The sequence below is a fragment of the Myroides odoratus genome (assembly GCF_001549985.1).
Lineage (GTDB): Bacteria > Bacteroidota > Bacteroidia > Flavobacteriales > Flavobacteriaceae > Flavobacterium > Flavobacterium odoratum_A.
The window spans coordinates 1-13,302 of record NZ_LROZ01000010.1 but is presented as its reverse complement, the minus strand read 5'-3'; the positions used below and the strand labels follow the sequence as shown (position 1 = coordinate 13,302).

The window sequence follows — 13,302 nt, the reverse complement described above, 5'->3', positions numbered from 1 at the left end:
TGTTGTACTATACTTCATGAATCAACGCTTGCATTTTAATCCCTAGGTTTGGCTAAATGCAACTGAAGTAAACCCTGTTTTTCTTTGTGGGTTATCATTTCAAATGCCGTATGGAATGGATGATTCCTACCTAAAAAATCTCCCTCTCCTGTGAGTATCGGACTTACATTCAAATAGAGATCCGTTACTAAATCTTTTGCTATAAACGCATTGAAGGTTCCTGTTCCTCCACCAATTGCGATTTCCTTTATTCCTTTTTGGGCCATATAGGCTATTGCTTGTTCTGGTGAATCCACACCGACATACCCTTCTATGACTTGAGTCGTATTGGAGAGGACTATAATTTCAATTCCCTCAAAAAGATCTTTCACTTCTTGTGGGAAGTTTTGGAAAGTTTGAAAGGTTTGTCTTCCTATAACTAGGTTTCCAACTTGATGGGCCATTTCCAGGTAAAAAGCTAGTGCTTCTTGTGGCAATTGATGGGCAGGATTATCAGATACTAAGATTCTGCCATTGATTGAAATATTGGCGATTAAAGCTACTTTCATTGTATATTTATTAGGTTCTATACAAAAGTAAGACGCACTTCTTTTATCTTTGCTATGACTTACTTTGAGGTTAGTAACGAACCATATGACAGCAATAAAAAACGATCCAGTACCTACAGAAACCATTTTGGCCCTACGAGATGCTCTTGAATTATTAAGTGGAAAATGGAAATTTTGTATTCTTCATCATCTTCACACCAAGGGAGAAATGAGGTTCAAAGACTTGCAAGAAAAAGCGAAGGGAATCTCACCTAAAGTATTGTCTAGTGAATTACAAGCATTGGAAGACAACCTATTTATCACAAGAACGGTAAACAAGACTAAACCCATTACAGTCTCTTATCAACTAACAGCACATGCCCAAGAAAGTTATCCGGTATTAACTTCACTTATTGCATTTGGTTTGAAACACAGAGAAAAAATCAAGAATAAATAGAAAAGCTCCTTATTCTTTTTCTTATTTCACGCTAGCCTTAGTTACACTCAGGGCAAATCCCCGAAATAGTAAAATTTACACTTTTGATTTTGTAAGTTGGAGGTAAGGTAAAAGAAGGTTCCACTGCCGTAATACAAGTCGTCGTTTGACAACGTTCGCAAGTAAAATGAAGGTGATTGTGGTTGTGTTTTTCTAGCGTGCAGTTTTGACAAATAGCATATTTTATGGCTCCTTCTACCGTAGCTATTTTATGAATAATGCCTTCTTCCGTTAAGCGATCAAGGACTCTATAAATCGTAACTCTATCACATATTCCATTTAGTATTGCGAGTATTTCCGCAGGTGATAATGCCACCTCTGAAGTTTCGATGAGCTTGAGTATTTCGGTCTTTGCTTGCGTATTTCTAGTTTGTTTCATGGGTTAAAAAATTAATGCAACATTGTTGCAGTTACAAATTTAATCATTATTATTGCAACTCAATTGCATTAATAAAAATAAAGACCATGATATACAAAGAGCAATACGATGTAATTATTGTTGGAGGAAGTTATGCTGGACTTTCAGCAGCGATGGCTTTAGGGCGTTTATTAAAATCTGTGCTAATCCTAGATAGTGGGTTGCCTTGTAATAGACAAACACCCCATTCGCATAATTTTATTACCCAAGATGGGCAAACACCTGCTGCCATTTTAGCCAAAGCCAAAGCACAAGTGTTGGCATACAAAACGGTATCCTTTTACGAAGGATTAGCGCTTTCTGCTCAACAGACAGGCGAAGGATTTGAAATCACAACAGCAACACAGCACACTTTTAGCAGTAAGAAGTTAATCTTTGCTACAGGTATTCAGGATCATTTACCAGCTATACCAGGTCTATCAACGTGTTGGGGGATATCTGTTATCCATTGTCCGTATTGTCATGGTTATGAATTTCAAAATAAACGAACGGCTATTTTAGCTCATTCTGATAAAGCCCTTCATTTGGTTTCTTTGGTAAAAAATCTAACTCCACATATTACCCTTGCAACCCATGGAGGACCTGCATTTTCTCAAGAACAACGAAATAAATTGGAGCAAAATAAGATTTCAATTATAGCAGATCCTGTGATTGCAATAGAACATGATCAGGGCCATGTTCAAGCGATAATTTTTCAAAATAATTCCAAACTAGATGTTGAAGCAGTCTACGCAGCAGTGCCTTTTGAACAACATTGTAGCCTGCCGTTTGATTTAGGTTGTGAACGAACAGAATCAGGACACATCAAGGTAGATGCTTTTCAAAAAACGACAATTGAGGGAATCTATGCTTGTGGAGATAATACAACCCCGTTCAGATCAGTAGCTGCAGCTGTTGCTAGTGGATCACTAGCTGGAGCAATGGTAGTAAAAGAACTTACGGATGCGTTATTTTAAAGTAAAAAACCATCCCTAGAGATGGTTTTTATGTTCATTTTACAAACAAGTATATCTCACTAACTAATTGAATTTAATCCTTTTTCATAACAATTAAAAACCCCTTTTCTAAACTGTACGGTACCAACAAGTGTATATCCTTTTTTGAGATAAACAGCATTAGCTGTATTATTTAAAGCATAAGCATCAAAACGAATGGAAGCATAGTTATTTTCTATTGCATATTGTTCTACATATTGAATCATCTGACTAGATATCCCTTTTCCTTGAGCTGTAGGTTTTACAAAAAGACGATGGATTACAATAAATGGCGTAGAGGTACTCCAATTTAAATCATTATACTCTATATCATATTCTTGATTTATGACCATATAAGCCAAAACTTCTCCATTTTCACTGTAGATATAGGCTTGTTTTTTATCTAAATCTTCTTGTATCGTCTTTTCATTCGGGTAATGCTCATCCCATTGATCAATGCCTTTGGAATACATATCTTGTTTTACCTGACGAAGTACTTTAACGATTTCATTCATATCACTGGCTGCTATTTGTCGTATCATAAATTATTTTACTCTTTTTACGAAGGTATAAAAATAGAAATAACCCCTATTTAATTCTTCTTTTTTTATTTAAAAACCATTGATACCCTACTCAATTATCCATTTAAAAAAAGAGAATTAGCTACCGAATTGTTTTTTTCAAGTAAAAGATACTCTCCATAGCTAATACACTTAACAACGAATAGAGTAGGGTTGCAATAATACATAACGTCCCTAAAAAGAGGAACAACTATCGTATTAAGTGCCTGTAAACTTTGATTGGCTCCTTATATTTTTCCTTGTTCATCTTCACTTACAGTCATAGAAAGTAAGTTCATCTACGAAGATGTATCTCTCAAATGATAAGTACACAATTGAAGTAATAACAAGGGTTTAAATGTATGTAGTAATGCAGAAACTTATCTTTCAACAAGGAGTTTGGCTAGATAATAAACAAGTTTAAAAAAGCACCCTAATGGATGCTTTTTTTAATCTATATTATATAAACTCTTGATTAAGAACTGTTACATAGATAGGAAAATAGCCATGCTCACATATATAATCTTGTACCATTTGAATAATTGCTTTCGATCCCATTGAGCTTATGTTTTTTCCACAAATTTCCAGAGAATATTTTGCATGGGGTAAATCGCCAAAACCAGTAGATGTAACAACTTTAAGAGGACATGCAGGTTCAAAAGAAAACGTATAATAACACAATTCTGGTCTACCTTCTTCAGGAGGCTTGGGACCTTGAGCGAATACTCCCATAGAGAACATAAATGCTAGTACTAAAAGTAAATTTTTCATAATAAATAGTTTAAAATTGGTTATTCTAAATGTAAAGATTGTTACTGTACATTAAAAATAAACCACTGATAATTAACAAAGTAGGTAGTTTAACTATAGAGCATTTTATTCCTTCTTATCAGATTTTGCTCTTTAGTTGTATAAAGAAATCCCTAACGCTTTAATTGTCTGTTATTTTGATTAAAGCACAACTCAATTGAGTTATCTAAGGCTGAGAAATTATGACAAGCTTTGTATTGATAAAAATAATTTCATCGAAATCTAGCAAACAATTTTCACTACGGGAGCCTTTTTGCGTTTAGGTAAGGCTATATTGTAGGGCAAGATAGCATGAGCAAAAGCGGATGAGATATAAAAAAGCTGCACTTACTATTGAATCATTCAATATAAAACACAGCATTACACACTTAATTTTGTAAATTTAAACTCAAATGTAAGTAGTAATGGCAAATGGTCATATAAATGCTCGAACGTTGCACGAGCTGTATCAACAGCTTGGTCTGTCTACCGATTCCCTAGAAAAAGAATCGGGTTTTACCGTTCATTATCTCGAAGAGACTTTCAAAGATTTACCTTTTCGTTCGGAACCCTTTCGCCCGAACTACTTCAGTTTTCTTTTTATTAAAAATGCCTTTGGGCATTATACAATCGACGACCAGCGGTTTGAAGTGACTTCCAACACGGTCTACTTTACCAATCCGGGGAACTATCGGATATTTGAATGGGAGAAACTGGAACATACCTGCCTGATCACTTTTGGAGAAGGTTTCTTAAAGGAATATGTGCACCATGATGTTTATTCTGATTTTTCTTTTTTACTGTCAGAAGTTGTCTCACCGCGTATTTTGACACAGCATCAATTTGACCAAGTGGAAGAACTGTGTGGCCTGCTATATAAAGAGTATAAAGGCAATGCTCTTTATAAAAATAAAATCATCGGCGCACTAGTTATTGCTTTGCTATTAAAAATCAAAGAATATTTCTTTCAGGATTATAACCCTATATCCGAAGGAAATCGAAGCTCTCAAATTGTAAAAAAATTTAAACTAAGTCTCGAACATCACTTCCGGGATTTAATCAGTGGAAAAACAAACACCCAGCTAAGGGTTCAGGATTATGCGGATATGCAGGCGTTGCATGTGAACTACCTGTCAAGTGTCATCAGCAGTAAAACGGGAAAAACCATTAGCTCCTGGATAGCTGACAAAAATATTACAGAAGCTAAGATAATGCTACAAGACGAGGCACTCAGCATTAAAGAAATTGCCTCTCGTTTAGGTTTTCTGGAAACGCCTCACTTCAGCAATTACTTCAAAAAGCATATGTCCATCAGCCCTGCTGGCTATAGAAAACAATATTTCAATAGCCTTTCTTAGATATTTGCAACACCTGCTATGATTTTTGTACGTTAGCAGGATTACGAATAGACCAACTTTGTCTTATGAAATTAACACTAAAATAAAGTATCATGCGTACATTAAATAATAAAGTAATCCTTGTGACGGGAGCGTCAAGAGGGATTGGTGCTGAAGTAGCACAACAATTAGCTGCTGCTGGTGCAAAAGTTATCGTAAACTATGCTCATGGAAAAGCGGCTGCAGAAGAGGTAGTTCATTCCATTAAAAACAACGGGGGTGATGCAATTGCCTTACAAGCTGATGTAAGTAATGCCGAAGCGGTAAAACAATTATTTGACCATGCCATTAATCACTATGGAAGAATCGATGTGTTGGTTAACAATGCAGGCATCATGATCACCAAGCTAATCAAAGACACTACGGACGAAGACTTTACCTCCCAGTTCGACATTAACGTAAAAGGTGTATTCAATACGCTTCGTGAGGCTTCAACTAAACTTGCTGACCATGGCAGTATCATTAACTTTTCTTCCACTACGACAAGGTTGTTGATGCCAACCTATGGTATATATGTTGCTACCAAAGGTGCAGTGGAGCAATTGACCCGTGTTTTTGCCAAAGAAATTGGCGCGAGAGGAATTAATGTAAACGCTATCCTTCCCGGACCGACCAACACCGAATTATTCACGAAAGGCAAACCACAGGAAGTAATTGACCGCCTGACCTCACTAAACGCCTTTAACCGTTTGGGTGAACCAGCAGATATTGCCAAAATTGTGGTTTTTCTTGCTAATGATGATGCCAAATGGATCAGCGGACAAATAATTGGTGTCAACGGTGCTATGGCGTAATAACTTAATCATCAACATCGAACAGTAGATAATGGAAATTAATCGCTCTTCGAGGGTTTAAAATCAATTAAAAAAATTTGAACCAATTATTACTGGCCCTTTTTAAGAAACTTAATAAGGGTTTAGCAGTATAGTTTTGTATCATATTTGTTTTAAACTAGTTAAAAAGAAAACAAATAAAATCAGAGAGTTTAGAATTTATTTCTTTGACCCAAAAGATCATTATTGAGTTTAACGTCCCATTTTATTTCGATACTCCGTAGGAGTACATTTTAAAAATTGTTTAAAATACTTGGTAAACGTACCTCTTGAATTAAAACCACAATCCTCAGCAATCACTTCAATTTTGTGATTCGGTTTTTCCTTCATTCGCTTTGTCGCTTGTTGAATTCTATAAAAAGCCACTAAATTATAGTAGTTGGTATTTAATTCATTGTTTATTTTCTTTGATATTTCATGTACTGGAACACCAATTTCCTGACTTAAGGTATCAATATTAAAACTTGGGTTTAGATAAACGGGTATATTCGTTTCAAAAAAATACAGGATTTGCTTTGTTATCTCTGAATACTCTTTTTCTTTAATGAAATCAATCATCAGGGTCTGGAATAGATTGTGCTTTAGATAATGAATCAAAGTCAATACAGAATAAACGAGAATGTAAATCTGAATTAAAATAGAGGTAAATTCCAAAAACGGATTTACTTCACTTAACCCATACCGTACATTGATTAATACGTTGATAAGCACTAAAAATAGCGTAGCAATAGAAGTATGGTGCAAATATAAATGAATGGGCTGATAGCGATATTGATTGATATTACTAGGTTTTAGGAAGTAGAGGATACCTAGTAAGGTAAGACCAAAAGAAATGAGATAATAGGCATTGCTAGTAATAAAATGCTGTTTGAATAACAGAATCGTGCCAACCTCTAAAGCAATTAAAAGGAAATAAAATCTATAACTACTAATATTAATGAGTATTAGAATAAGTTGCACGATCAAGTAAAAATAAACATCAGCATAAGAGTACTTCATGTTTATACTTAGTTTAATCCCGATTAAAAGTATAATGAGACATAAGAAAAGTTTCTTCTTTAAGGAGGTGTTAGCTTTGGTATTTAACATTTTTTTTATTTAAAGATAAGGCTTTAAATAAATATGCATATCCTTTTAAGGTACCAATATTCATAAAAAGTCGAATTTTGCGATTTTACTATTGAATAAGTCCGAAAATTTATTAAATTTGATATTGTATTAATATAATTTTAGTGTTAAACATCTTGTCTTTGCTTAATTTATGTTTAATTCTTTACAAATTATAGATATGTATATTCTAATTACTTTTCTTGGTATTCTTATTCTACTAGCTGGAATTCAAGAACATAGACGTTATATAAAAGCTAAAAAATCACTTATTGATTATGATGCTTTTCGACTTTTAAGTATATTAAGTTATTTGATTTTTATTCAGATTGTACTCGTACTCGGACAATTTTTAATGGCTAAGAATTTTGAAGTTCATCCGCTATGGATATCTATCTTCATCTTCTATGGGCCACATGTATTTTTATTGCTCTCTTATTATCGAAATAAGGAAAGACAACCTCTGTTTAGAAATTATTTTAAAGATTACTATTATCTCGCTATTTCATTTTTTGTGGTCTTTTTCTGTATCTTTTTTCTATCAGAAGGAAATATTGCGATTGATCAAAATACGCTACATTATTTTTTATACGTATTCCTTATTGTTTACCTCTTATTCTATGCGATCAAAAGTTTTTTTATCCTCAAGGAGGAAAACAACCTCTTGAATCAAACCCCTTTAGATAATTTTAAACTAATTAAATTTCTATCTTATTTAATTAGTTTTCTAATTATTTTTTCTAGTATCACGGTTATTTCAATCGTGTATAATAATGATCCTATTGTATTTTTTATCGCTATACTGTTTAGTTTGATCTGCTTTTATTTTACAGTCCTTTTCCTTCGTTATCGCGTTTCAACTTCCTTTTTTTTCCAATACGAAACAAACAATAGGGGATTAGATTACAGTGATGTTGAACTTGCCCTCCGGTTAGTACAAGCTGAAGAAGAAAGTAAGCCAGAAGAGGAGCAAAGGGATCCATATGATGGGAAATATGAAAAAGTCAAATTAAGCGATGAAACATTAGCTCAAATTGATATCAAAGTAAAGCAAGTCATCTTAAAGGAAAAAGCGTATTTAAATGCAGATTTCAAGATTAGTGAATTGGCACATAAAACCAAAATTTCGCGTTATTATTTAGCGCAGTACTTTACTTATATACACCAAATGAGTTTTAGAGAGTATATCAATTCACTTAGAATAAATGTAATATTGGAAACGATTAACAGTCATGAAGATAAAAAGCAATTTACAGCAAATGAACTATTTTATCAAAGTGCCTTTAACTCTAAAGCTTCTTTCTTTAAGAGTTTTAAACAAGTTACAGGGATGACGCCTTTTGAATACATCAAGCTGATTTAGCTTGTTTGACATACAATTTTACTACAATTAGTATAGCCACTACAGTTTAACTGTTAGTGGCTTTTTTTACTAGTACAATTTAGCTATGGTACTTTGTTTATAAGTAAAAAAGCAAAGAGAGCACTTCTCGTAGCGATTCCTATCCTTTTAAAATTAAATAACACTAGTGGAAACTGACTTTTTGTTTCATTTCTAGTAATGCAACACCTTATATTGAAAAAATATTTCATTTGATAGAGAAAAAATATATAAATATAAAATGTTGTTTTACAGTAATTTATGAGTTCATTTTTGTTAGGATACTTTTATTTTTTTGTTTTCTTAGCTTAAACGTACTCGATTATAACAAAATAATACCTATCCTTTTGACTTTATGATGAGTTTTGATTTAAGCATAAGACAGATAGTAAAACAACTAGTATTAAATGGTAAAATAAGTAAGTTCATTTTTTTAATTGTTGGATAAGAAAGAGTAAAAAAGACAAGTCAAAAACACATTCTTTCTTTTCTTTGATTTCGTAAAGCAATAGGCTTAACGATGAAATCTTAGGTCCACAAGGAGAATATGAAATCAAAGAAAAATCTACAATTGAATTAAAATGAATGGATCTTTTAAAGCAGTATTCCAAAAAGGATGTTAGGCAGTATTTAATTGTTAGCCAATAAAACAAAGCAACAACGGCTATTTTAGTTTTGTTAAGTTGTTCATAGGAATAACAAAAATAGACTCAATTTAAAGCAAATACTTTGAAATTCGTTGGTATAAATGGACAGATTATGAAAAAACAACTACTAAGAATAAGTGTATTAAGCCTATTTTTTTTGACTGGGGTCAACATGCATGCCCAACGAATAACGGAAAAAAAAGCGGATAAAGAATACAATATCCAAGCGTATAGTGAGGCTATTAAAAGCTATGAACGCCTTGCTACAAAAGGATATAGCAATGCAGACTTGTTACAAAAACTAGCTAATTCCTATTATTTTAATGGGAAATTAACCGAGGCCAACACCTGGTACCAACAACTTTTTGAAGGGGAGTATGAGGATAAGGGGAAAGAAGAAATTCCATCAGAATATTTCTATCGCTATGCACAGACTTTAAAATCAGTTGGGAACTATGAAAAGTCAAGCAAAATGATGGAAGCTTTCACCCGTTTAGAAGCAACTGATTCACGAGCTAAACTCTTTAATTTAAATAAGAATTTCTTAGCTGAAATTGAGCATAAAGAAGATCGATATGAAATGAAGTCTTTGGCTTTGAATTCCACTTATTCAGACTATGGAGCAACGGTGTTCAATCAACAACTGATCTTTACATCAGCCCGAAATGAACAGACAACGAAGCCTGTTCACGAATGGACGGATGAACACTTCACTAGTTTATATGCGGCAGCAATAAAAGCTGATGGTTCTTTCTCGACGCCTAAACTATTTGCAAAAGAAATCAATTCCAAAGTAAATGATGCTACGGCTGTTTTTACGAAAGATGGCAATACGATGTATTTTACCCGTAACAATTCCAATAAAAAAGGAAAACAAAAAAATAATACGGATCAATCTTCCTTGTTGAAATTATATAAAGCAACCAAAAACAAGGACGGTTTATGGGGAGAAGTAATCGAATTGCCGTTTAACTCAGCTGATTTTAATACGGCTCATCCGGCCTTAACTCCTGATGATAAATGGCTTTATTTTTCTTCAGATCGCCAGGGTACACTAGGGCAATCGGATATTTTTAGAGTATCCATTTCTTCAACAGGTGAATATGGAGCAATTGAAAATTTAGGCGATAAAATTAATACCGCAGGGAGAGAATCATTTCCCTTCATTTCAAATGATCAGTATTTATTTTTTGCTTCTGATGGTCATCCGGGATTAGGAGGGCTTGATCTATTCGTGGCAAAGCTTACGGATGACGGGCAGGTAGGTCCTGTCCATAATATGGGAACTCCGTTTAATAGTCCATTTGATGATTTTAGTTTTTATCTTGATCCTCAGAAAAATAAAGGTTTCATAAGCTCGAATCGAGCAGGAGGTAGCGGGGGAGACGATATCTATTCTTTTATCGAAAAAATATGTCAGACTACTTTAGAAGGAATTGTTTTTGATTCAGAAACTAAAAATGTACTAAATCAAGCTAAAATCACTATTTACGATAATGAGTATCACGTAATTGCTACTCAAGTTTCAAATGACAAAGGGGAATATAAAATACCAGATTTGCTCTGTCATAAAAAGTACCATATAAAAGCAGAAGCAGCACAGTATAACACCTCAGAAGAAGTACTTGTACTAGAGGCTAAACACCAAGAACGTTCTAAACACAATATTGGATTAGTACCCATCCAAGAAACAAAAAATCCAACGGATGATTTATTTAAAAGTTTAAAACTAAATCCTATTTATTTTGATTTTGATCAGTCAGCAATCCGCCCTGATGCACAAATTGAATTAATGAAGATAGTGGAAATGATGAAAGCGCATCCAACGCTAAAAGTAGAGGTACGCGCTCATACAGATAGTAGAGGAAAAGATGCGTATAATTTAAGTTTGTCGAATCGCAGAGCAAAAGCAACGGTCCGTTGGATAATTAACCAAGGAATAGAGGCTCAACGCATTACCGGAAAAGGATATGGTGAAACTCAATTACTCAATTCATGTAGTAATGGAGTCCCTTGTTCAACAAAAGAACACCAAGTAAATAGACGAAGTGAATTTATCATACTAAATAGATAAATAGAGTACGAAATTCTACTGATTTACAGCGAACTACTAGATTACATAAATAAAATGAATGTTGAATGAAAGTAAAACAGCAATACTTTGAGTAGGTTGAAATAAATGGGCTTAAATTTTGTGTTGCGCTCTGATAAAAAAGGGCTTTCTAAACAACAATCAAAGTATTGTTCTGTTTTGCTTTAGTTAATAAAAATAGTAATCTAACGTTTAAAAGAATCGAAAAATAAGGTCATAGTTGAAATGGTGAAAACAATACCTTGAGGTTTTGAAAGGAAAAGGATTTTTTTGCAGATCGTGTTGTTCCTTTTAGTAAGAACTTTCAATAAACCAAAGAGGTATTGTTTAACTTAACTAAATTTCATCTAGGACATCAGGGATATAATTTTACTCGCTTCGATTTTTATCGAGGGAATAATAGAAAAAGACAAATTACGTCAAATTTGTATGGGGATTACTGTAACGACAACAATACCTTGAAGTTTTTGGAGGTTAAAAGGGCTTTATTTAGCTGGTGTTGTCTCTTTTAAATAAAGAGCTTCCAAAAAATGAGTAAGGTATTGTGTCGTTTTTAAAAAGAAGAAGAACTATTCGGTTTGATTCATTTTGTAAGAAACTTACCATAAAACAGCGGGTAGATCCTTTGTTTTATCAAAATAATAAATTTCAAAACAACTATTTTTTCCTACGATCCTGCTGTGGGATCTAAAATTTACAGGTAGCCAAAAAAGAGGGAACATTCATTCGTTTCCCTCTTTACCATTTACAACCAATAATAGTCATTTTTAGTATTACATATTACATTGATTTGATGCTTGACTTATCTAAAGTCAGATGTTGTTTATGAAAGGGACTTCGTTCAGCCAAGTCCCTTCATTTAAAAAAGAACGTTTAGGTTTGCTATTGAAATATTTTTTTTCACCATCCTGCTGTAAGATGTAAAATACAGTTTAACTACTTAAAGAAAGAGAGAGAACCAATAAAGTTCTCTCTTTTTTTGTTTCTATCGTTTCTTATTGCCGCGTTTTTATCTATTTCTCCAAACATAAACTCCATAATTTGATATTATGCTGTTCGTTTATCTTATTTCAGAACAAGATAACTAAGAAAGAAAAGTTGAAGGAACTGATAAACGTAAAAATAAAATTGCTCCTTTCCTCATCCCTTATAAATAGGGGGCTAATCGAGAGGGTATTGAATTGTTAGCGTGCTAAATGAGGGAATTAACAAAGTGTTTTAATTTTGTTAACTTGCTCTAAAGAATAACAAATGTAAACTCTTTTTGAGGTAATTGTTGTGACATTCGTTTGTATAAATCAACGAATTATGAAAAGACAATTACTTTGTGTGGCAGCTTTTTTATTTGTGTTGTCCCTAAAAGCTCAAGTTGGTATTGGTACAAAAACACCAAACAAATCTGCGGAGCTTACGATTATTTCTAAAGATAAAGGTTTACTTATTCCAAGTATAACATTAGAAAGTACAGGTGATACCCAAACAATTTCCAATGGAAATGTAGAGAGTCTAGTAGTGTATGCTAGTAAAAAACAAGGAGATATTCTTCCTGGTTTTTACTATTGGAATGCCACAAAATGGGTGCGAATCGTATCCGATGTGGATATTAGTGATTTAGTAATTAAGAATTTTGAAGAAATTGTCAAAAATGAGACGGTTCAAAATCTTATCAATAAAACAGGAGGAAATGTATTTTATGATGGTACTCGATTTGAATACCTTGACCGCTCAGGTTCAAGAATCGAATTGCTTTTATCAACAATAGTAAAAGCCAATGAAACCGTAACTACCTTGCTTGCTAATACCGATGGAACGTATACCTACAAATCAGAAAATGGTACAGAAACCATCATCGATATTCCAGCTTCTGTAGCGAACAACTTTGAAACGATTGTCAACAACAATCCAGAGAAAGTAAAAGAGATTATCGAGCAAGTTGCCAAAGATGTTGAGGGCAATGTGACCTATAACGGAACAGATTTGGTATACAAAGATGCTACGGGAAATGATCAAGTAATCAACTTAGATCAATTAGTAAAAGCCAATGAAACCGTTACAACTTTACTTGCTAATACCGATGGAAC

At 33.5% G+C, this 13,302-nt stretch carries 11 protein-coding genes and 1 pseudogene; 7 read left to right on the top strand and 5 right to left on the bottom strand.

Going from position 1 to position 13,302, the window contains the following annotated elements; genetic code table 11:
• Window positions 1-35: 35 nt before the first annotated feature.
• A complete protein-coding gene (locus AWV75_RS11335; RefSeq protein WP_060874477.1) occupies window positions 36-548 on the bottom strand; it encodes a dihydrofolate reductase family protein in 513 nt (170 codons plus the stop codon).
• Window positions 549-633: 85 nt separating this feature from the next.
• On the opposite strand from AWV75_RS11335, the gene AWV75_RS11330 reads away from it, so the two are divergent.
• Complete coding sequence (locus AWV75_RS11330) at window positions 634-984, top strand: winged helix-turn-helix transcriptional regulator (RefSeq protein WP_060874476.1); 351 nt, start codon at window positions 634-636, stop codon at window positions 982-984.
• A gap of 37 nt (window positions 985-1,021) precedes the next feature.
• Here AWV75_RS11330 and AWV75_RS11325 read toward each other — a convergent pair whose 3' ends face one another.
• Window positions 1,022-1,402 (bottom strand): Fur family transcriptional regulator, encoded by a 381-nt coding sequence (locus AWV75_RS11325; protein ID WP_060874475.1) that lies wholly within the window; start codon window positions 1,400-1,402, stop codon window positions 1,022-1,024.
• A gap of 86 nt (window positions 1,403-1,488) precedes the next feature.
• Between AWV75_RS11325 and AWV75_RS11320 the strand changes: the two genes are divergently transcribed.
• Complete coding sequence (locus AWV75_RS11320) at window positions 1,489-2,397, top strand: NAD(P)/FAD-dependent oxidoreductase (protein WP_060874474.1); 909 nt, start codon at window positions 1,489-1,491, stop codon at window positions 2,395-2,397.
• 59 nt (window positions 2,398-2,456) lie between these two features.
• On the opposite strand, the gene AWV75_RS11315 is transcribed toward AWV75_RS11320, so the two are convergent.
• Together AWV75_RS11315 and AWV75_RS11310 are read right to left on the bottom strand one after the other, a co-directional pair.
• Window positions 2,457-2,957 carry a GNAT family N-acetyltransferase gene (locus tag AWV75_RS11315; RefSeq protein ID WP_060874473.1) on the bottom strand — a complete coding sequence of 167 codons (501 nt, stop codon included), beginning with the start codon at window positions 2,955-2,957 and terminating at the stop codon, window positions 2,457-2,459.
• A 477-nt stretch (window positions 2,958-3,434) separates the two neighbouring features.
• Complete coding sequence (locus tag AWV75_RS11310) at window positions 3,435-3,746, bottom strand: hypothetical protein (RefSeq protein ID WP_060874472.1); 312 nt, start codon at window positions 3,744-3,746, stop codon at window positions 3,435-3,437.
• Window positions 3,747-4,189: 443 nt separating this feature from the next.
• On the opposite strand from AWV75_RS11310, the gene AWV75_RS11305 reads away from it, so the two are divergent.
• Together AWV75_RS11305 and AWV75_RS11300 are read left to right on the top strand one after the other, a co-directional pair.
• Window positions 4,190-5,122: a helix-turn-helix domain-containing protein gene (locus tag AWV75_RS11305; RefSeq protein WP_060874471.1), complete on the top strand. Its 933-nt coding sequence runs from the start codon at window positions 4,190-4,192 to the stop codon at window positions 5,120-5,122.
• Window positions 5,123-5,214: 92 nt separating this feature from the next.
• Window positions 5,215-5,955 (top strand): SDR family oxidoreductase, encoded by a 741-nt coding sequence (locus AWV75_RS11300; RefSeq protein ID WP_060874470.1) that lies wholly within the window; start codon window positions 5,215-5,217, stop codon window positions 5,953-5,955.
• A gap of 231 nt (window positions 5,956-6,186) precedes the next feature.
• Here the strand turns inward: AWV75_RS11300 and AWV75_RS11295 are convergent, their stop codons facing one another.
• Window positions 6,187-6,993: a helix-turn-helix domain-containing protein gene (locus AWV75_RS11295; protein ID WP_231738093.1), complete on the bottom strand. Its 807-nt coding sequence runs from the start codon at window positions 6,991-6,993 to the stop codon at window positions 6,187-6,189.
• 289 nt (window positions 6,994-7,282) lie between these two features.
• On the opposite strand from AWV75_RS11295, the gene AWV75_RS11290 reads away from it, so the two are divergent.
• The 3 genes and pseudogenes from AWV75_RS11290 to AWV75_RS11280 form a co-directional block, all read left to right on the top strand.
• Window positions 7,283-8,464, top strand: a complete 1,182-nt coding sequence (locus AWV75_RS11290) for a helix-turn-helix domain-containing protein (protein WP_231738092.1) — start codon at window positions 7,283-7,285, stop codon at window positions 8,462-8,464.
• A 777-nt stretch (window positions 8,465-9,241) separates the two neighbouring features.
• The gene (locus AWV75_RS11285) at window positions 9,242-11,203 is read left to right on the top strand and encodes an OmpA family protein (protein WP_060874467.1); all 1,962 of its coding nucleotides are present in this window, start codon (window positions 9,242-9,244) and stop codon (window positions 11,201-11,203) included.
• A gap of 1,326 nt (window positions 11,204-12,529) precedes the next feature.
• Window positions 12,530-13,302, top strand: a pseudogene (locus AWV75_RS11280) (hypothetical protein); the annotation flags it as partial.

What these genes read in the sequence shown, in the direction of transcription:
- AWV75_RS11325 (WP_060874475.1), bottom strand. Translation starts at nt 1,402, where the DNA reads ATGAAACAAACTAGAAATACGCAAGCAAAGACCGAAATACTCAAGCTC.
- AWV75_RS11310 (WP_060874472.1), bottom strand. Translation starts at nt 3,746, where the DNA reads ATGAAAAATTTACTTTTAGTACTAGCATTTATGTTCTCTATGGGAGTA.
- AWV75_RS11290 (WP_231738092.1), top strand. Translation starts at nt 7,283, where the DNA reads ATGTATATTCTAATTACTTTTCTTGGTATTCTTATTCTACTAGCTGGA.
- AWV75_RS11285 (WP_060874467.1), top strand. Translation starts at nt 9,242, where the DNA reads ATGAAAAAACAACTACTAAGAATAAGTGTATTAAGCCTATTTTTTTTG.
- AWV75_RS11300 (WP_060874470.1), top strand. Translation starts at nt 5,215, where the DNA reads ATGCGTACATTAAATAATAAAGTAATCCTTGTGACGGGAGCGTCAAGA.
- AWV75_RS11320 (WP_060874474.1), top strand. Translation starts at nt 1,489, where the DNA reads ATGATATACAAAGAGCAATACGATGTAATTATTGTTGGAGGAAGTTAT.
- AWV75_RS11335 (WP_060874477.1), bottom strand. Translation starts at nt 548, where the DNA reads ATGAAAGTAGCTTTAATCGCCAATATTTCAATCAATGGCAGAATCTTA.
- AWV75_RS11330 (WP_060874476.1), top strand. Translation starts at nt 634, where the DNA reads ATGACAGCAATAAAAAACGATCCAGTACCTACAGAAACCATTTTGGCC.
- AWV75_RS11295 (WP_231738093.1), bottom strand. Translation starts at nt 6,993, where the DNA reads ATGAAGTACTCTTATGCTGATGTTTATTTTTACTTGATCGTGCAACTT.
- AWV75_RS11315 (WP_060874473.1), bottom strand. Translation starts at nt 2,957, where the DNA reads ATGATACGACAAATAGCAGCCAGTGATATGAATGAAATCGTTAAAGTA.
- AWV75_RS11305 (WP_060874471.1), top strand. Translation starts at nt 4,190, where the DNA reads ATGGCAAATGGTCATATAAATGCTCGAACGTTGCACGAGCTGTATCAA.